Consider the following 17,607-nt stretch of genomic DNA (forward strand, 5'->3'; position numbering starts at 1 on the left):
GGGTCTCGCTGGTCACGGGCAGTCTCGCGACGTCCGCACCGCCTGGGAAGACCGGTTCCGCGCGATCGAGGTTGTCTCTGGAACCGGACGGTGTGCCTTCCCGGTCACAGCAGAGCAGTCAGGCGCTGAACGCTGCGGCTGCCCTCACGTCGTACGCCCAGGGGGATCAGCGCGGCATGGGCCGGCACGCGCACGCCACCGGTGAACGCCACCCGAGTGCCCGGGCCTTCTGGCGCCGCCGCCACGCCGAGCAGCAGGAACCGGCTCTGCAGCCAGCACCAGCCGGGCCGCTGCACCCCGCGCAGTCGTGCCCGCATCCCGTACTTGCTGCGCGCCAGCGCCTCCACACGCTCGCCCTGCCGACGGACGACGCACAGCCGCTCCATGTCGGGCACGACCTGCCCCATGGCGCCCTCCAGGTCGCCCAGCAGGGCCCAGACCTGTTCGAAGGGGGCGTCGATGTACGCCTCGGTCACGTGGGCGCCGCGGATGCCGCCGGCCAGGGCGTGCAGGCGGCGCACGGGGTCGAGGTCGGTGGTGGGCCAGGGCTCGTTCATGACGTCCACGCCTTCCGGAAGGTGTCGCGGGCCCGGTGCAGCCGCGACTTGACGGTGCCCGTGCGCACGCCGAGCAGGGCGGCGGCGGTGCGCTCGTCCAGGCCCTCGACGTCACGCAGCATCAGCACCGCACGGTGCTCGGGGGAGAGCCGGTCCAGTACGTCCCTGATGTCGGCGGAGAGTTGGGGATCGCCCCGGGCGGGCAGCGCGCTGAGATCGGCCGGAACGGTGCGGGCGGCACGGTGTGCGGTGCGGATCGCCTCCCGTACCGCGATGGCACGGACCCAGCCGCGCAGTGCGGCCGGGTCCTTCAGTGTGCGCAGCGACTTGAAGACCGCCACCAGGGCCTCCTGTGCAGCGTCCGCGCCCTGACCGAGGGCTATTGGAGCGCAGATGCGGCCCACGTACGGGGCGAGGACGTCGAGGAGTTCGGCCATGGCGAGGGTGTCGCCCCGCTGGGCGGCTCGCACGAGCCGGGCCGTCCGGTCATCGGGGCGTTCATCAGGCACGGGCCGCTTCCTTCCAGCGCGCCACGCGCAGCGCGGCGACGGCCAGGACGGCGCACAGCGGGGTGTAGAGAAGGAGGTTGAGCAAGTAGAAGGCGGTGCCGGCCTCCTTGGCGAACAGCCAGTAGATCCCCGCCAGAGCGCGCAGCGAGAGGCCCGCGGCCACGGCCAGGGTGCCGACGCGGAACAGCACGCGGCGGGGCCGGCGAGAGCGGGCGAGGACGAAGGCGGCGGCGGTGAGGAGCAGAGCGACAAGAGGAAGCAGGACCGGTGGTGTGAACGGCACGTCCGTCCCGAGAACCGCGTAGGACAGGCTCTTGTCGTCGGCCGCGGGCCAGGTGGCTCCCGTCGTCCAGTACAGGTGGAGCGCGGCGTCCGCAGTGAGCACCGAGGCGACGAGCGCGGCGGCACGGGTCGGGGCGGGGGTCGCGGGCCGGTACGGCATGGGTTCTCCTACGTCAGCGAGCGGATTCCGTCGCCCTGTTGAGGAGCCGTCCGCGCGAAACGTTCCCTCGGAGTACGTGAATTTTCCGGAGGTGTGCGACGACGGCCTCGCCTGCCCGGCGGTGCCGTCGCGGGAAGCCGTCCCGGAACGAGGCACCGGGCACAGGTGAGATGGCACTGCTGCGGCAGTCGACGAGAAGGAATTTCGTCGGGCCCGGAACGCGGGCCGCATCTCGCTCGTCTTCCAGGACGAGTCCCCCGCAGCATCCCCCGTCTGCGGGGGACTCACCTTTCCGGCTGGAGCCGGCGCTCCGGAAACGCCCGTACGAACGCGCCGCGGACCGTGTTGCCCGTCGTGCGGTCCAGGATGCCGAAGGCCACGTGCTCGAAGGTCCGGGCGAAGCGGCCGTCGGGGCCGAGCAGCGCCCGGAAGGCGCCCGCCACCTGCGCCGGGTCGTTCTGGAAGACTCCGCAGCCCCAGGCACCCAGCACCAGGCGCCGGTAGCCATGGGCCGCGGCGGTCTCCAGCACCCGCTCGGCGCGGACGGCCAGGGCCTGTGGCAGGTCGGGGACGTGCTGCGGTGCCGTACGTCTGATCACTCCGGCGTTCGGGGCCGCGGCGGTCAGGAAGCCCACGGTGTACGGCTCGTCCAGCAGACGGCCGCGGTCGTCCCGGAAGACGGGCACCGCCGGTGAGTGGATGACGCGGTCCGTGTAGAACGGGTCACGGTGGGTGCGGTGCTGGTCGTAGAACTCCGGGACCTTGAGCAGGCAGGTGTACAGCGCGGAGGAGCGGCACAGGGCCTCCTCCTGCGCCTGGGCGCCGTTCAGGAAACCGCCGCCGGGGTTGCGGGCCGAGGCGAAATTCAGGACCGCCGCCTTCCCGCCGAGCCGGCGCGCGGCCTCCAGGCTGCTCTCGCCCGTGACCTCGAAGAACGTGTCGACAGGAGCGGCCTGTGGGATGCGGACCGGGTCCGGCCCGTACATCCGTGTACCGGCCCGCGCCGCCTCCACCGCCGTAGCAATGGACACCTCGCGCCCGTCGGATGCGCGATACGCACCCGCCGCCACGATCTGCTCCGTCTGCTGCGCTACGGCACGCAGGCGCGCGCTCATGGCGCCACCCCCGTGTGCGCCATGCTCGCGCGCCGTGCGCGCTCCCCCGTCGTGCTCATGGATCGATCCTGGGCGATGCTGGACATGCGGTGCAACAGAGTTTCCACGTCCGCAAACGCCCAGGAAAATTGGAACAAACGCTCGGAACGAAGAGATTACCGAGTCGGAACGTGCCGATACGCACCCTTGTGCGATGCGGCGGGAGGGTCTTGGGTGGGACGAGTGCTGCCGTCCGGGCACCTGACGGACCGAGGCGGTGGCACAGTCGAATCTCAGGAGGTTCCCGACATGTCCGATACGCCGAGCACCGCTCAGGCGAGCGACTGTACGGAGCCCCGCACCGCCCTCACCCCACCCGAGGTGGAGGCACTGGTCCGGGGCATCTGTTTCAAGACCGGCCCGCCCCGCAATGTCGGGGTCGAAGTGGAATGGCTCGTCCATGAGCTGCACACACCGCAGCTCCCCGTCACACCCGAACAACTCGAAGCGGCCTACGCCGCACTGCGGACCGTGCCCCTGAGGTCGGCGCTCACCATTGAGCCCGGCGGCCAGCTGGAACTGAGCTCGCCGCCCGCCACCTCCCTGATGGAGTGCATCGGTACCGTCTCCGCCGACCTCGACACCGTCCGCTCGGCCCTCGCCGGTCACGGTCTCGGCCTCGTCGGCATCGGCCACGATCCCTGGCACCCGCCCCGCCGGTTCCTGCACGAGTCGCGCTACGACGCCATGGAGACCTGCCTGGACCGCACCGGCCCCTCCGGCCGCCGCATGATGTGCAACTCGGCCTCCGTCCAGGTCTGCCTGGACGCCGGACACGAGGAGCCGGGCCCCCTCGGCCACGGGCGGCGCTGGTGGCTGGCGCACCAGCTGGGCGCGGTCCTGGTGGCCGCCTTCGCCAACTCCCCGCTGGCCGGTCGCGAGCCCACCGGCTGGCGCTCCACCCGGCAGCTGCTGTGGCTGGAGATCGGCGCCGGCCGGGCGGGCGCGCCCCCGCTGGACGGGGACCCGCGCCGGGCCTGGGCCCGGCACGTCCTGGACGCGCCGGTGATGTGCATACGAGGGGACAACGGGCCCTGGGACGTTCCGGAGGGGCTGACCTTCCGGGAGTGGACCAGGTCGGGCGCGCCTCGGCCGCCGACCCGCGAGGACCTCGACTACCACATCACGACGCTGTTCCCGCCGGTCAGACCGCGTGGCTTCCTCGAACTGCGCATGATCGACGCACAGCCCGGCGACGACGGCTGGATCGTCCCGCTGGCCGTGGCCACGGCGCTCTTCGACGACCCGGCGGCCGCCGAGACCGCGTACCGCACCGTGAAGCCCCTGGCCGAGCGGGCCCTCGGGCTTGCAGCGCCGCACAATCCGCTGTGGATCGACGCGGCCCGGTACGGCCTGGCCGACCCCGAGCTGCACGAGGCGGCCATCGCCTGCTTCGCGGCAGCGCTGGAGGCCCTGCCCAGGCTCGGTGCCACCACCCAGGTCACGGACGCCGTGGCGGCGTACCTGGACCGCTATGTCATCCAGGGCCGTACCCCGGCCGACGACCTGCTGGACCGGGTGCGCGGCACCGACCGGCGCCCGCACGGGAAGGACATCCGCACATCATGACCGACCCCGCCATCGACGAATCGTCAATCGACGCAGAGACCCTGCGCGAGCGGGCCCTGACCACCCTGACCACCGCACGCGACCGCACCATGCTCCTGACCAGCTGTGTCGAGGAGCCGGACCTGACCGCGCAGCACTCGCCGCTGATGTCTCCGCTGGTGTGGGACCTGGCGCACATCGGCAACCAGGAGGAGCTGTGGCTGCTGCGGGCCGTCGCCGGCCGGGAGGCGATGCGGCCCGAGATCGACGGCCTCTACGACGCCTTCGAGCACCCGCGCTCCGAGCGCCCCTCGCTGCCGCTGCTGCCACCCGCCGAGGCGCGCAGCTATGCGTCGGAGGTGCGTGGGCGGGTGATGGACCTGCTGGAGAACGCCGACTTCCACGGGACAAGACTCACGGAGGCGGGCTTCGCATTCGGGATGATCGCGCAGCACGAACAGCAGCACGACGAGACGATGCTGATCACCCATCAGCTCCGCAAGGGCCCGCAGGCTCTGACCGCCCCGGACCCGGACCCGGTCCCGCTGTTCACCGGACCGGCCGAAGTCCTCGTCCCCGGCGGCCCGTTCACCATGGGCACCTCCACCGAGCCCTGGGCGCTGGACAACGAACGCCCGGCGCACCGGCGCGAGGTGGCGGCGTTCCACATCGACACCACCCCGGTGACGAACGCTGCGTATCAGGCATTCATCGAGGACGGCGGCTACGACAACGAGCGCTGGTGGACGGCCGCCGGCTGGGCGCACATCCGCGAACACTCCCTCCACGCCCCGCTGTTCTGGAAGCGCGACGGCAAGCAGTGGCTGCGGCGCCGCTTCGGGGTCACCGAGGTGGTGCCGCCCGACGAGCCGGTGCTGCACGTGTGCTGGTACGAGGCCGATGCCTACGCCCGCTGGGCCGGCCGGCGGCTGCCCACCGAGGCCGAGTGGGAGAAGGCCGCCCGCCACGACCCGGCATCCGGCCGCTCGATGCGCTACCCGTGGGGTGACGCGGACCCGGCACCGGAGCACGCCAACCTCGGCCAGCGACACCTGCGCCCGGCCCCGGCCGGCAGCTACCCAGCGGGCGAATCGCCGCTCGGTGTACGGCAGTTGATCGGCGACGTCTGGGAGTGGACGTCGAGCGACCTCACGCCGTACCCGGGCTTCGAGGCCTTCCCGTACAAGGAGTACTCGGAGGTGTTCTTCGGGCCGGAGTACAAGGTGCTGCGCGGCGGTTCGTTCGCCGTGGACCCGGTGGCCTGCCGGGGGACGTTCCGCAACTGGGACTACCCGATCCGGCGGCAGATCTTCTCCGGGTTCCGCACCGCCCGGTCCGCGGGAGCCGTCTGATGTGCCGTCACCTGGCGTATCTGGGTCCCGAGGAACCGCTCGGCAGAGTCCTCCTGGAGCCCGCGCACGCCCTGTACCGCCAGTCGTGGGCGCCCCGGCGGCAGCGGTACGGGACGGTCAACGCCGATGGTTTCGGGGTGGGTTGGTACGCCGAGGGGGACCCGGTGCCGGCGCGCTATCGCCGGGCCGGGCCCATCTGGGCGGACGTGTCCTTCGCCGACCTGGCGCGCGTGGTGCGCTCGGGGGCGGTCCTGGCCGCCGTACGGGATGCGACCCTGTCGGGTGCCGACGCGGAGGCCGCGGCGGCGCCGTTCGCGGCCGGGCCCTGGCTGTTCAGCCACAACGGTGCCGTGAAGGGGTGGCCGGGTTCGCTCGCCCCCCTGGTGGCCGGCCTGCCCGCGGTCGACGTGCTGTCGCTGGAGGCCCGCAACGACTCGGCGCTCGTGTGGGCGCTGGTCCTGGCGCGGCTGCGCGGCGGCGACGACGAGGCACAGGCGCTGGCCGAAACGGTGGTGGAGGTCGCCGAAGCGGCCCCCGGCTCCCGCCTCAACCTCCTTCTCACCAACGGCGAAACCATCACCGCGACCACCTGGGGCGACACCCTCTGGTACCTGTCCCAGCCCGGCCGCAGCACCGTCGTGGCCTCCGAGCCCTACGACGACGACCCGCACTGGCAGGAGGTCCCCGACCGCACACTGCTCGCGGCGAGCCGCACCGATGTGCTGCTCACGCCGCTCAAGGAGCCGAGCAACGCCACGCCACCCGCACCCGCACTGCCGAAGGAGCCCCGTACGTGAGTCCGTTCCTTCTCACCCGCACCCTGCCCGAGGACGCCACGGACGCCGCCCTGCGCGCCGACGTCCAGCACGGCCTCACCGGCACACCCAAGACGCTGCCGCCGAAGTGGTTCTACGACGCCCAGGGCAGCGAGCTGTTCGAGCAGATCACCGAGCTGACCGAGTACTACCCCACGCGCGCCGAGCGGGAGATCCTCATCGCCCGCTCCACCGAGATCGCCGAAGCGACAGGCGCCCGCACCCTGATCGAGCTCGGCTCGGGGTCGTCGGAGAAGACGCGGTACCTGCTGGACGCCCTGACCGACCTCCACACGTACATCCCCGTCGACGTCAGCGAGAGCGCGCTCACGCAGGCCGGGCAGGCGCTCGTCGCCGAGCGTCCCGGCCTCCAAGTACACGCGCTGATCGCCGACTTCACGGCGAGCGTGACGCTGCCGGACACACCGGGCCCCCGGCTGATCGCCTTCCTCGGCGGCACGATCGGCAACCTGCTCCCGGCCGAACGGGCGGCGTTCTTCAAGGCGATCCGCTCCCTCCTCTCCCCCGGTGACGCGCTGCTGCTCGGCACGGACCTGGTCAAGGACGAGAAGGTGCTGGTCAGGGCGTACGACGACGCGGCCGGCGTGACGGCGGCGTTCAACAAGAACGTCCTGACCGTCGTCAACCGCGAGTTGGGCGCCGACTTCGACCCCGGCGCCTTCGACCACGTGGCCCTGTGGGACACCGAGAACGAGTGGATCGAGATGCGCCTGCGCTCGCACACCGCGCAGACCGTGAAGATCCCCGCACTCGACCTCGCCGTCGACTTCGACGAGGGCGAAGAGCTGCGCACCGAGGTGTCGGCGAAGTTCCGCAAGGAGGGCGTACGTGCCGAACTGTCCACGGCGGGGCTGGAGTTGGCCCACTGGTGGACGGACGGGGAGGAGCGGTTCGCGCTGTCGCTGAGCGTGGCGCGGTAGTCGCGGAGCACAGCACGGTTGGGGCAGGTGCCGACTTCGGTACCTGCCCCGACTCATGGGAGCAGCGGTCCGCGTGGTTCGGAAAGCCTTCGAAACATTCGAGACTTCCTTGCCCCCCAATGATCCCTTCAGCCCAGCACTCAGAAGATAGGTGCTGTACAGCGAGACGAATGTTTCGCGATCAATGCCGAAAGTATTGACGCTTGACGGGGACAGGCCAACACTGCGCCCCATGGACATCACACCCGCACACCCCACGAGCCGCAGGACCGCCTGCGCCATGCTGCTGGGCGCCGTCTCGGCGCTCGCCCTGCCCGGCACCGCCCGCGCCGCCACGGTCATCACCACGAACCAGACCGGCACCAACAACGGCTTCTACTACTCGTTCTGGACCGACGCGCAGGGGACCGTCTCCATGACCCTGGGCTCCGGCGGCAACTACAGCACCAGTTGGAGGAACACCGGCAACTTCGTCGCCGGCAAGGGCTGGAGCACCGGCGCGCGCCGGAACGTGACCTACTCGGGCAGCTTCAACCCGTCCGGCAACGGCTACCTGTCTCTGTACGGATGGACCTCGAACCCGCTCGTCGAGTACTACATCGTCGACAACTGGGGCACCTACCGGCCCACGGGAACGTACAAGGGCACCGTGACCAGCGACGGCGGCACCTACGACATCTACCAGACGACGCGGTACAACGCCCCGTCCGTCGAGGGCACCAAGACCTTCAACCAGTACTGGAGCGTGCGGCAGTCGAAGCGGACCGGCGGCACCATCACCACCGGCAACCACTTCGACGCCTGGGCCCGCACCGGGATGCCCCTCGGCAGCTTCAAGTACTACATGATCCTCGCGACCGAGGGTTACCAGAGCAGCGGCAGCTCCAACATCACGGTGTCGGCATGAGCACCGGACGAGGTCACCCGTTACGTCCCCTGACGACGGCCCTGGCCGCCGTCGCGCTGGCCGCCACGGGCACCCTCGCCCTCCACACCGCTCCTGCGCAGGCCGCCACCTGCAACGGATATGTCGGACTCACCTTCGACGACGGCCCGTCCGGCAACACACCGGCCCTGCTGGGCGCACTGAAGCAGAACGGGCTGCGGGCCACCATGTTCAACGAGGGCCGGTACGCCGCCGCCTACCCGGCGCAGGTGAAGCCCCAGGTCGCCGCCGGAATGTGGGTCGGCAACCACAGCTACACCCACCCGCACCTGACCCAGCTCGGCCAGGCGCAGATCGACTCGGAGATCTCCCGCACCCAGCAGGCCGTCGCGGCCTCGGGAGGCGGCACGCCGAGACTGTTCCGGCCGCCGTACGGCGAGACCAACGCGACGGTGAAGGCCGTGGAGGCCAAGTACGGGCTCACCGAGATCCTCTGGAACGTGGACTCGCAGGACTGGAACGGCGCCAGTACGGATGCGATCGTGGCCGCCGCCGGCCGGCTCACCAACGGGCAGGTCATCCTCATGCACGACTGGCCCGCCAACACGGTCACGGCGATCCCGCGCATCGCGCAGGGCCTGGCCGCCCGCAGTCTGTGCGCGGGCATGATCTCCCCGCAGACCGGCCGCGCTGTGCCTCCGACGGCGGCGTGACCGGAACCACCACCCACGCGGATACCGGACACCGGCCGCCGCCCGGTCGGGTTCTGATGGGGTGGCGGCCCTACATGGCCACCATCACGACCAGGACGACCAGGAGAAGCGCGACGTAGGCGGCGGAGTGGACGCGGTCCGGCACCCGGGCGGTGACTCGCCTCGCCACGGCGATGGTGGGCAGTGAGCCGGCGAGCAGGGCGGCGCCCGCGGCGAGATCGACGTAACCGAGCTGCCCCGTGCAGGCCGGTGCGCTGGGCGCGAGGGCGTAGACGAGTGTCGCCGCCAGGGCGACGGGGACGCTGAGGGGGTTGGCCATGGCGGTCGCCTCGGCCATGGGAAGGCCCCTGCGGCGCAGCAGCGGGACCGTCATGACGCTGCCGCCCACGCCGAGGCCGGCGGCCACCAGGCCGATGCCCATTCCGCCGAGGGTGGTCGTACCTCGGCCCAGGGGCTTCGGACACGTCCGGTGCGCCACGGAGAGGAAGCCCTCGCGCAGCAGACTGTCGGCGACCGTCACCAGCAGGTAGACGGCGAAGAGCAGGCGCAGCGCCGTACCGCCGATGAGGGTGGCCACGAAGGATCCGGCGACGGCGCCGACCGCGATGAACGCCGCCAGCGGCCAGACGTACGCGCGGCGCAGTCGGCCCTGACGCCACTGGGCCAGCGCCGCCACTACGGCATTCACGACCATGACCGCCGCCGAGGTCGCCACCGCGACATGCATGGCGTCCGCTGCCGAACACGCCGTGGCGGTCAGCACGCCGTAGACGACGGGGACGGTGATGAAGCCGCCACCGAAGCCGAAGAGGACGGTCGTGAGGCCGGTCAGGCAGCCGAAGAACAAGAGAGTCAAGAGAGGGGAGAACGAAATCAGCACTGGTCAGAGGCTAGGGATCGGGCGGCATGGCGGGCAATCGATCAATTGCCAGTTTCCTACGCGCAGCAGACAAGGGGGCTGATCCCGCGTAACCTCCCTGGATGCGTAACATCCCGGTCGCGGAGTTGGACGGCCTCAACCGTGCCGTGCTGGCCATCGGCACCGACTACCCCGAGGACCACCTGCTCATCTGGCACGAGCACCGCCGCGCCCAGGTCCTGTACGCGGCCACCGGCGTCATGCAGGTCGAGACGGACGACGGCAACTGGACGATTCCCACGGCCCGCGCGGTACTGATCCCGCCCATGACCAGGCATCAGGTCACGATGACGGGCGTCAGCACCCGCAGCCTCTACATCGAGCCCGCCGCCGTGCCGTGGTTTCCCGCCCGCTGCCAGGCCGTCGACGTCTCAGCCCTGTTGCGGGCGCTGATCCTGACCGCCGTCGACATGGAGCCCTGCTACCCAGAGCACAGCCGCGATGCGGCGGTCGCCGCCCTCATCCTCCACGAGCTCAAGACCCTCACCCCGCTGCCGCTCGACCTGCCGCTGCCGTCCGAGCCGCGGCTCCGCAGCCTGTGCGAGGAGTTCCTGCAGAAGCCGGGCATCCACGACCCGCCAGCGCGCTGGTGCGCGGCCCTCAACATCAGCGAACGCACCCTCGCCCGTCTATTCCGCAGCGGCACCGGCCTGAGCTTCTCGCAGTGGCGCGGGCGCGCCTGCATCCTGCACTCCCTGCAACACCTCGCCGCGGGCCTGCCCGTCACGCGCATCGCGGCCCTGCTCGGCTACGACAACCCTGCCGCCTACACGGCCGCGTTCAAGAAGCTCCTCGGCCGGCCGCCGACGGCGCACAAGCCTCAACGCACCCCATGAAAGCCGCCGTTATGGCTGCGCCGGGTGAACGGTGGCCCGTAGGCGGGACGTAAAGAGAGTGCCGGGCCTGCGTAGAACGCGAGGCGATCCAGCAGCGAAGCGATAGGACGATCTTGCCCAATACGGTTTCCCAGACATCCGAAGGCACACCGCGGAGATCCCTGACAGGCAACTGGCCTGTGGCCAGGCGTCTGAGGGCCGTTCTGTTGATCCCTGTACTCGTCGCCCTCGTCCTCGGGGGCCTGCGGGTGAAGCACTCCGTGGACACCTGGCGGGCCGCCGACGATGCGGTCCGCGTGGCCGAGCTGGTCCAGGCGGCGAACAAATACGCCAGTGACGCGATCAACGAGCGCGATGTGTCCGTCATCCCGCTGCTGAAGGGCGAACGAACCGCCGCCGCGGTCGTGCAAGCCCGCAGGACCACCGACGAGGATGCCGCGGCATTCGACAGAGCCGTCGACCGCATACCGCAGAACGCCGGCCTCCTCCGACGGGTCGGGCTGGTGCGCGCCGGCGAGAAACAGCTGCCGACGGTGCGCGCGAACGCATTCACTTCACGCCTGTCCGGCGTACAGACGGAGGAGAGCTACCACCTCGTCCAGCACCCCCTGATGGAGATCTCGAACGAGCTGGGCTTCGGCAGCAACAACCAGGCGAGCTTCGGCCGCACCCTCTACGCGATGTCCCTGACCCAGGCGGCCGAATCCCTGATCCGTTCCATCGGCACCCATCTGCTGGCGGAGGACCGCGGCACCCTCGCCGCGGGCGAACTGGAGACCCAGCTCGCCTCTTTCCGCTCGTACGCCTACCTCGAAAAGGTCGCGCTGCAGGAGTACGCCGGTGCCGGCACCGCCGACGACATGGCACGGCTGCGGACGGCACTGGCGGCCGCGAACGCACAGGGCGAACAGCAGCGCACCGAGGCGGCGGCCAAAGCCAAGGAGGCAGGGCAGACTTACCTCGCCCCACCCGGCCTGGATTCGATGATCGGCGAGATCGCCACCGGAAAGACGACCGCGCAGCTCAGCGCCGAAGGCATCACGCCCGAGTCGTTCTTCGCCGCGTCCACGCTCGGCTTCGGCGCCTACCGCAGCATCGAGGTCCACCTCACCGACACGGCCCTCGCGGGCGCCCGCGACATCGCCGACGACGCCCGCCGGGACGCCGTCATCAACGCGGTGCTCGTCCTCGCGTCCGTGCTCGTCGCCTTCCTCCTCGCCTCCTGGGTGGCGCGCACGATGAGTCGCCGTATGCGCCGGCTGAGTGCCTCCGCCATCGAGATCGCCGGACAGCGGCTGCCGGCGCTGATCACCCGGCTGTCGCGCGCCGTCCCCGGCCAGGTCGACTCCCGGGTCGCCCCCATCCCGATCACCAGCACGGACGAGATCGGCGAGGTCGCCCGCGCCTTCGACCACGTCCACCGCGAGGCCGTGCGGCTCGCCGCCGAACAGGCCCTGCTGCGCGGCAACATCAACACGATCTTCACCAATCTGTCGCGCCGCAGCCAGTCCCTGATCGAGCGTCAACTGGCCCTGATCACTGACCTGGAGGACCACGAGACCGACCCGGACCAGCTGGAGAACCTCTTCAAACTGGACCACCTCGCCACCCGTGTCCGCCGCAACGGCGAGAACCTCCTTGTACTCGGCGGCGAGAAGCCCGCCCACCAGTGGGACCGGCCGCTGCCGCTGATCGACGTCATCCGTGCCGCCTCCTCCGAGGTGGAGCAGTACGAGCGCATCGCCTTCTCCGGCATACCGGAGGCCGAGATCCACGGCCGGGCCGTGACCGACCTGGTCCATCTGCTCGCCGAGCTGCTGGAGAACGCCACCTCGTTCTCCTCCCCGCACTCGGAGGTCCGCGTGACCGCAGCCCATCTGCCCGACGGCCGCATCATGGTCGAGATCCACGACAAGGGCATCGGCCTGCCCGCGGAGGACTTCGCGGTGATCAACCGCAAGCTGGCCAATCCGCCGACCGTGGACGCCGACATCTCCCAGCACATGGGGCTCTTCGTGGTCGGCAGACTGGCCGGTCGGCATGGCATCCGCGTCCAGCTGCGCCCGGCCGGCGAGCAGTCCGGCACGACGTCGCTCGTCATGCTGCCGGACACGATCACATATCGCACGGCCGGCGAGGAACCCGACGTCGAAACCCTGGCGCTGGCCGCCTTCAAGGAGGCCTCCTCATCTCGGCGCAGCGTCTCGGCGGCATCCTTCGCCGCACAGGATGCCCAGGACGGGTTGGACGGGTTCAAGGGATACGAGGCCTGGAACGACCAACGGGCCGCCACAACACCGCCCGGCCACGACGAGGACTCCCGCAAACCGCGGGCGAAGGGCGCCCACTCCCGACGGCGGGCGCGGCGCACCTCCAGACAGGACGGCAGCCAGGACGTGTCGCGCTCAGCCCCGCCTTGGGGCACGGTGGAGTGACGCGTGACGCAGGTGTCACGGCGGAGAGGAGCACCCGCATGTCGAACCACACCTACCGGGTCACCGAGATCGTCGGCACCTCGCCCGACGGCGTCGACCAGGCCATCCGCAACGGCATCACCCGCGCCTCGCAGACCCTGCACAACCTGGACTGGTTCGAGGTGACCCAGGTCAGGGGCCAGATCGAGGAGGGCGGGATCGCGCACTGGCAGGTCGGCCTGAAGGTGGGCTTCCGGCTGGACGAGTCGGCCTGAGGGGCCGGTCTTCGGCCGGGCTCCTGATGGGTCGGATGCCGGGCGGGCGGGGCACGGGATGGACGGGTGCCGGGCGGGCCGGACACGGGCCGGGCGGGCGCTGGGCAGGCTGGGCGCGGGATGGTCGGGCGCCAGACGGGCCGGGCGCGTATCAGTCAGGTGTCGCCAGACGGGTCAGGCTGGCGCGCCGGCTCCGGGCTGGATTGACGGATCCGGCCGGCGGAACAGCCTCCGAGCCGCGCTGGCGGGCGGCGTTGAGGGGGCCTGGCTCCGAGCCGGATTCCGGACCGGACTGACAGACCCGACTGACGGGGAAGCCGCCGGACCAGCCCGACGAACCGGACCGATAGGCCAGCCTCCAGTCCAACCTGACGAACCGGGCTGGCGCGCCGGCCTCCGGGCCGGACTGACGGATCCGGCTGGCGGAGCAGCCTCCCGGCCGGACTGGCGGGCCGCGTTGGGGGCTGGGCTCCGGGCCCGATTCCGGACCGGACTCCGACGGACCCGACTCACAGGGCAGTCGCCCGACCAGCCCGAACCCGACCGACGGGCCAGCCTCCAGACCAGCTTCACGAACCGGGCTGGCGCGCCATCCGCCGGACCGGACTGACGAACCCGGCTGCCGGATCGACCACCGAACCAGACTGACGGACCCGACCGACAGGCCAGCCCCCAGCCAAGCTGACGGACCCGGCTGCCGGATCGACCAGCCCGACCAACCTGCGTCTGGCGCCCTGCCCCCCGGCCCGAACCCTCAGGTCCGCCCCTCCCCCTCCTGCGCCGCCTCCAGCGCGGCCGACGGGGCCGTCCAGCGTGCCCGTACGACGGTGAAGCCGGCCCGTTCGGCGTCCTCGCACACGAGTTCGTCGTCGTCCACGAGGACGCGGATGTCCCGGGTGCGGGCCAGGCGGCGCAGGATTTCCAGCTTGGTGCGGCGGGCCGGCCTGCGGTCGTCGTTGCGCCGCATGTGGACCCGCCCGTCGGGCAGGCCCTGCGCGGTGAGCCAGTCGAGGGTGTCGCGCCGGCAGCGCTCGGGCCGGCCGGTGAGATAGACGATCTCGCACTCCTTCGCGCTCTCCAGCACCAGCGCGATGCCCTCCGGGATCGGCGGGTCGTGCGGTGCGGCGGCGAAGAACGCGTCCCAGTCGCGCGGCTTGCGTTCCAGGAACCGCTGGCGGTGGGCCGTGTCGGCGAGGGTGTTGTCCAGGTCGAACACGGCGATCGGGCGTTTGCTGCTGTCGGTCACACGGCCACCCTAGACAGGGGCACCGGACCAGGCGCTTCAGCGGGCGTGCTGCAGGAAGTCGATGAGGACCGCGGTGAGTTCGGCGGGGGCGTCCTCCTGGACCAGATGGCCTGCGCCCGCGATGGGTTCGAGGCGCGCGCCCGGGATGCGGGCGACGAGTTCGTGTCCCTTCGCCGGAGGGATCCAGGTGTCGTCCTGGCCCCAGCACACCAGCGTCGGGATGCCGATCTCGCCGTAGCGGGCCTGTACTTCGTCGGTGTGGCGCTGGTCGGCCTGGGCGATCTGCCGGTAGAAGGCGGCCTGACCCGGGTCGCCGAGCCAGGGTTCGACGAGCCTGTCCAGCACCGCGGGGTGCAGGCCGGGGCTGCTGGCCGACCCCACGTACTCGCGCACCAGAGCGCGGTGCAGTGCGGGCGGCAGCTGTCCGAAGACGTCGGAGTGCTCGCCGACCAGCCGGAAGAACGGGGAGCCCCAGGGCGCGAGCGCGACCGGGTCGACCAGGGCGAGCGCGCGGTAGGAGGCCCCGTGCAGCAGATGTGCCCGCAGGGAGACGGCGCCGCCGAAGTCGTGGGCCACCACCAGCGGTTCGGCAAGTCCCCAGTGCGCCAGGAGTTCGGTGAAGACCTTGCCCTGGGCGGCCAGGGAGACGTCCTGCCCGGCGTACATCTGTGATGTGCCGTAGCCGGGCATGTCCCACACGAACACCTGGTACCGGCGCGCGAGCGAACGGGCCACGGCCCGCCAGACGTACGACGAGAAGGGCGTGCCGTGGCAGAGGACGACCGGGGCCTGTCCGGGCTCTCCGAGGCGGTTCCAGCGGACGTCGCCGGAGGTACTGCGGAAGGTCTGGGTCAGCGGCCAGTCACTCACGGGGGCAACTCCTGGGAGTAAGATCGCGCGGGCTGTTGATGGTTGCGGTAGCCGTCATACCGAAGAGGGAGCCATGTGGCGAACGCTGACCGGCGCGGTGGCCGGTCTGGTCGTGCTGTTCGTCGGCAGTCTCGCCTTCAACGCGGCGTCCGGGCAAAGCCGTTGGCCGGGGCCGCTCGACTTTGTACGGGTCCACCCGTGGGTGGTGCTCCTCCTCCTGATACCCGTGTCGTTGATCGGGCTGTGGCAGGCGCCGCGCCGCGACCGTGCGCAGGAGTCGCTCGCGCCCGTGGCGCACCGGCTGCCGCTGCGCAACACCAACTTCACCGGCCGCGACGGCACCCTGCGGGAGCTGCGCCGGCGCCTCACCTCGGTGAGCGACGTCGCGATGCTGGTGGTGCACGGGCTGGGCGGCGTCGGCAAGACCCAGCTCGCGGTCGAGTACGCCTACCGCCATCTGTCGAAGTACCGGTTCGTGGCGTTCGTGGACGCCGAGGACCCCGATCTGGTGGCGTCGCAGTTCGTGTCGCTGGCCGGGGAGCTGGGGCTGACGGAGGCAAGTTCCGGGCAGGTCATCCCACGGGTGTACGGCAAGTTGGTGGACCGCAGACCCTGGTTGATCATCTTCGACAACGGGGAGAAACCGGCCGCGCTCACGCACGCGCTGCCGTCGGGTGACCTGGCGGGCAACGGCCATGTCATCGTGACCACCAGGGTGAGCGGCTGGTCGAGCAGAGCCGGCGTCATCGACCTGGACGTGTTCACCAGGCAGGAGTCGGTGGAACTGCTGACCCTGCGGGTGCCCGGCATGACCGCGACGGTGGCGGACCGGATCGCCGAGCAACTGGGGGACCTGCCGCTGGCGTTGGAGCAGGCGGCCGGGTACATGGGCTACAACCACACGGCGCCCGAGGCGTATCTGACTCTGCTGACGTCGCGGCTGGAGGACATGATCGCGCGGGGTGAGCTCGCCGACCGGCCGACGGTGGTGGTCGCGACCCTGTGGCAGCTCAGTGTGCGAAGGCTGGAGACGGACCAGCCGCAGGCGGTACGGCTGCTGGAGCTGTGTGCGCTGCTGGCGCCGGAGCCGATCCCGTTGGACCTGTTCACCGGCAGCCCCGAAATCCTGAACGTGGGCGCAGACGACCCGCTGGCGTGGGACACGACGGTCGGCGCCCTGGCCGGTCTGGGCCTTGCGAGGCGCGGGAACGCGTCCCTGGTGGTGCACCGGCTGGTGCAGGCGGCCGTCCGGGCCGCGATGCCGGACGAGGCGCACCTCGACGCTCGGGGCCGGCTGTGTCGGGCACTGGTCGAGGCCGTTCCGCACGACATCCACGGTGACCCGGACGCGCGGCCGCGGTGGCAGGAGCTGCTCCCGCACGTCATTGCGGTGACCAAGGACGAGCCACCGGCCGAGTGCGCTGCGGAGACGGCGGTGCTGCTGAGGCTGGCGTCGACGTTCCTCATCCAGATCGGCGACTGCTCGGTGGCACTGCCCCTGTGTGAACGTGCCCTCGCGATCGACGAGTCGCTCGACGGCCGGGACGCGGAGGCCGGCTTCGACCTGATCACGCTGGCGCAGATCCATCGCGACCTCGACGCGCCGGAGAGGTCACGCACCCTGGCGGAACGCGCGCTGCGGCTGCACGAGTCCTGCCTGCCGGCGGACAGTCCAGCCATCGCGACGGACCTGGCCACGCTTGCGCGGACACTGTGCCTTCTGGGTGAACACCGGGCAGCGCTGCCACTGGCCGAGCGGGCGCTGCAGATCGACGAGGCGGCACACGGGCCGGACGACCCGTACGTGAGCTTCGACCTGATCGCACTGGCGAACGTCCACGTCGACCTCGGCGACCACGCCACGGCCCTGCCGCTGATCTCACGGGCGTTGGAGATCCGCGAGGCCGTCTACGCGCCGGACCACCTGTACATCGGCTACGTCCTCGTGTTCAAGGCCCAGGTCCTGCACACGTTGAATGACCCGACCGCAGCGGATTTCGCGCGCCGGGGCGCGCAGATCCTCCAGACCCGACTGGGCAGGACCCACCCCAAGACCGAGGATGCAATCGCTCTGGCCGACCGGCTGCGTTGACCACGCCGTCCCGGCGGCCGACGGGTTGGTCTCGAACA

At 71.0% G+C, this 17,607-nt stretch carries 17 protein-coding genes; 10 read left to right on the top strand and 7 right to left on the bottom strand.

Annotated elements, in window-relative coordinates; translation table 11 throughout:
• Positions 1-104: 104 nt before the first annotated feature.
• From P2Q00_RS13065 to P2Q00_RS13080, 4 genes are all read right to left on the bottom strand, one after another.
• Positions 105-557, bottom strand: coding sequence for a hypothetical protein (locus tag P2Q00_RS13065; protein ID WP_275772541.1), 453 nt, complete (start codon positions 555-557; stop codon positions 105-107).
• Positions 554-1,066 carry an RNA polymerase sigma factor gene (locus P2Q00_RS13070; protein WP_275772543.1) on the bottom strand — a complete coding sequence of 171 codons (513 nt, stop codon included), beginning with the start codon at positions 1,064-1,066 and terminating at the stop codon, positions 554-556. The genes P2Q00_RS13065 and P2Q00_RS13070 overlap by 4 nt, the downstream gene beginning before the upstream one ends.
• The gene (locus P2Q00_RS13075) at positions 1,059-1,508 is read right to left on the bottom strand and encodes a DUF3995 domain-containing protein (RefSeq protein WP_275772545.1); all 450 of its coding nucleotides are present in this window, start codon (positions 1,506-1,508) and stop codon (positions 1,059-1,061) included. The genes P2Q00_RS13070 and P2Q00_RS13075 overlap by 8 nt, the downstream gene beginning before the upstream one ends.
• Before the next feature lie 284 nt (positions 1,509-1,792).
• A complete protein-coding gene (locus P2Q00_RS13080; RefSeq protein ID WP_275772547.1) occupies positions 1,793-2,623 on the bottom strand; it encodes a TIGR02452 family protein in 831 nt (276 codons plus the stop codon).
• Between the two features lie 288 nt (positions 2,624-2,911).
• Between P2Q00_RS13080 and egtA the strand changes: the two genes are divergently transcribed.
• The 6 genes from egtA (at position 2,912) to P2Q00_RS13110 (ending at position 8,917) form a co-directional block, all read left to right on the top strand.
• The gene (gene egtA / locus P2Q00_RS13085; protein ID WP_275772549.1) at positions 2,912-4,231 is read left to right on the top strand and encodes an ergothioneine biosynthesis glutamate--cysteine ligase EgtA; all 1,320 of its coding nucleotides are present in this window, start codon (positions 2,912-2,914) and stop codon (positions 4,229-4,231) included.
• On the top strand, positions 4,228-5,562 hold the full coding sequence (gene egtB, locus P2Q00_RS13090) for an ergothioneine biosynthesis protein EgtB (RefSeq protein WP_275772551.1): 1,335 nt from the start codon (positions 4,228-4,230) through the stop codon (positions 5,560-5,562). Before egtA ends, egtB begins: the two co-directional genes overlap by 4 nt.
• A complete protein-coding gene (gene egtC, locus P2Q00_RS13095; RefSeq protein ID WP_275772553.1) occupies positions 5,562-6,359 on the top strand; it encodes an ergothioneine biosynthesis protein EgtC in 798 nt (265 codons plus the stop codon). Before egtB ends, egtC begins: the two co-directional genes overlap by 1 nt.
• Positions 6,356-7,318 (top strand): L-histidine N(alpha)-methyltransferase, encoded by a 963-nt coding sequence (gene egtD / locus P2Q00_RS13100; RefSeq protein WP_275772555.1) that lies wholly within the window; start codon positions 6,356-6,358, stop codon positions 7,316-7,318. The genes egtC and egtD overlap by 4 nt, the downstream gene beginning before the upstream one ends.
• 232 nt (positions 7,319-7,550) lie before the next feature.
• Positions 7,551-8,225 (top strand): endo-1,4-beta-xylanase XynA, encoded by a 675-nt coding sequence (gene xynA, locus P2Q00_RS13105; protein ID WP_275772556.1) that lies wholly within the window; start codon positions 7,551-7,553, stop codon positions 8,223-8,225.
• A complete protein-coding gene (locus P2Q00_RS13110) occupies positions 8,222-8,917 on the top strand; it encodes a polysaccharide deacetylase family protein (RefSeq protein WP_275772558.1) in 696 nt (231 codons plus the stop codon). The genes xynA and P2Q00_RS13110 overlap by 4 nt, the downstream gene beginning before the upstream one ends.
• 70 nt (positions 8,918-8,987) lie before the next feature.
• Here P2Q00_RS13110 and P2Q00_RS13115 read toward each other — a convergent pair whose 3' ends face one another.
• Positions 8,988-9,797, bottom strand: a complete 810-nt coding sequence (locus P2Q00_RS13115; protein WP_425579580.1) for a sulfite exporter TauE/SafE family protein — start codon at positions 9,795-9,797, stop codon at positions 8,988-8,990.
• Between the two features lie 101 nt (positions 9,798-9,898).
• On the opposite strand from P2Q00_RS13115, the gene P2Q00_RS13120 reads away from it, so the two are divergent.
• From P2Q00_RS13120 to P2Q00_RS13130, 3 genes are all read left to right on the top strand, one after another.
• Complete coding sequence (locus P2Q00_RS13120; RefSeq protein WP_275772562.1) at positions 9,899-10,672, top strand: AraC family transcriptional regulator; 774 nt, start codon at positions 9,899-9,901, stop codon at positions 10,670-10,672.
• A 179-nt stretch (positions 10,673-10,851) separates the two neighbouring features.
• Positions 10,852-13,107: a sensor histidine kinase gene (locus P2Q00_RS13125; protein ID WP_275772564.1), complete on the top strand. Its 2,256-nt coding sequence runs from the start codon at positions 10,852-10,854 to the stop codon at positions 13,105-13,107.
• Between the two features lie 38 nt (positions 13,108-13,145).
• The gene (locus tag P2Q00_RS13130) at positions 13,146-13,361 is read left to right on the top strand and encodes a dodecin (protein ID WP_275772566.1); all 216 of its coding nucleotides are present in this window, start codon (positions 13,146-13,148) and stop codon (positions 13,359-13,361) included.
• A gap of 754 nt (positions 13,362-14,115) precedes the next feature.
• On the opposite strand, the gene P2Q00_RS13135 is transcribed toward P2Q00_RS13130, so the two are convergent.
• A complete protein-coding gene (locus tag P2Q00_RS13135; RefSeq protein ID WP_275772568.1) occupies positions 14,116-14,607 on the bottom strand; it encodes a phosphatase domain-containing protein in 492 nt (163 codons plus the stop codon).
• A 36-nt stretch (positions 14,608-14,643) separates the two neighbouring features.
• On the bottom strand, positions 14,644-15,477 hold the full coding sequence (locus P2Q00_RS13140; protein WP_275772569.1) for an alpha/beta fold hydrolase: 834 nt from the start codon (positions 15,475-15,477) through the stop codon (positions 14,644-14,646).
• 73 nt (positions 15,478-15,550) lie between these two features.
• On the opposite strand from P2Q00_RS13140, the gene fxsT reads away from it, so the two are divergent.
• The gene (fxsT, locus tag P2Q00_RS13145; RefSeq protein WP_275772570.1) at positions 15,551-17,569 is read left to right on the top strand and encodes an FxSxx-COOH system tetratricopeptide repeat protein; all 2,019 of its coding nucleotides are present in this window, start codon (positions 15,551-15,553) and stop codon (positions 17,567-17,569) included.
• Positions 17,570-17,607 lie beyond the last annotated feature (38 nt).

Source organism: Streptomyces coacervatus (genome assembly GCF_029223485.1).
GTDB classification, from domain to species: Bacteria; Actinomycetota; Actinomycetes; order Streptomycetales; family Streptomycetaceae; genus Streptomyces; species Streptomyces coacervatus.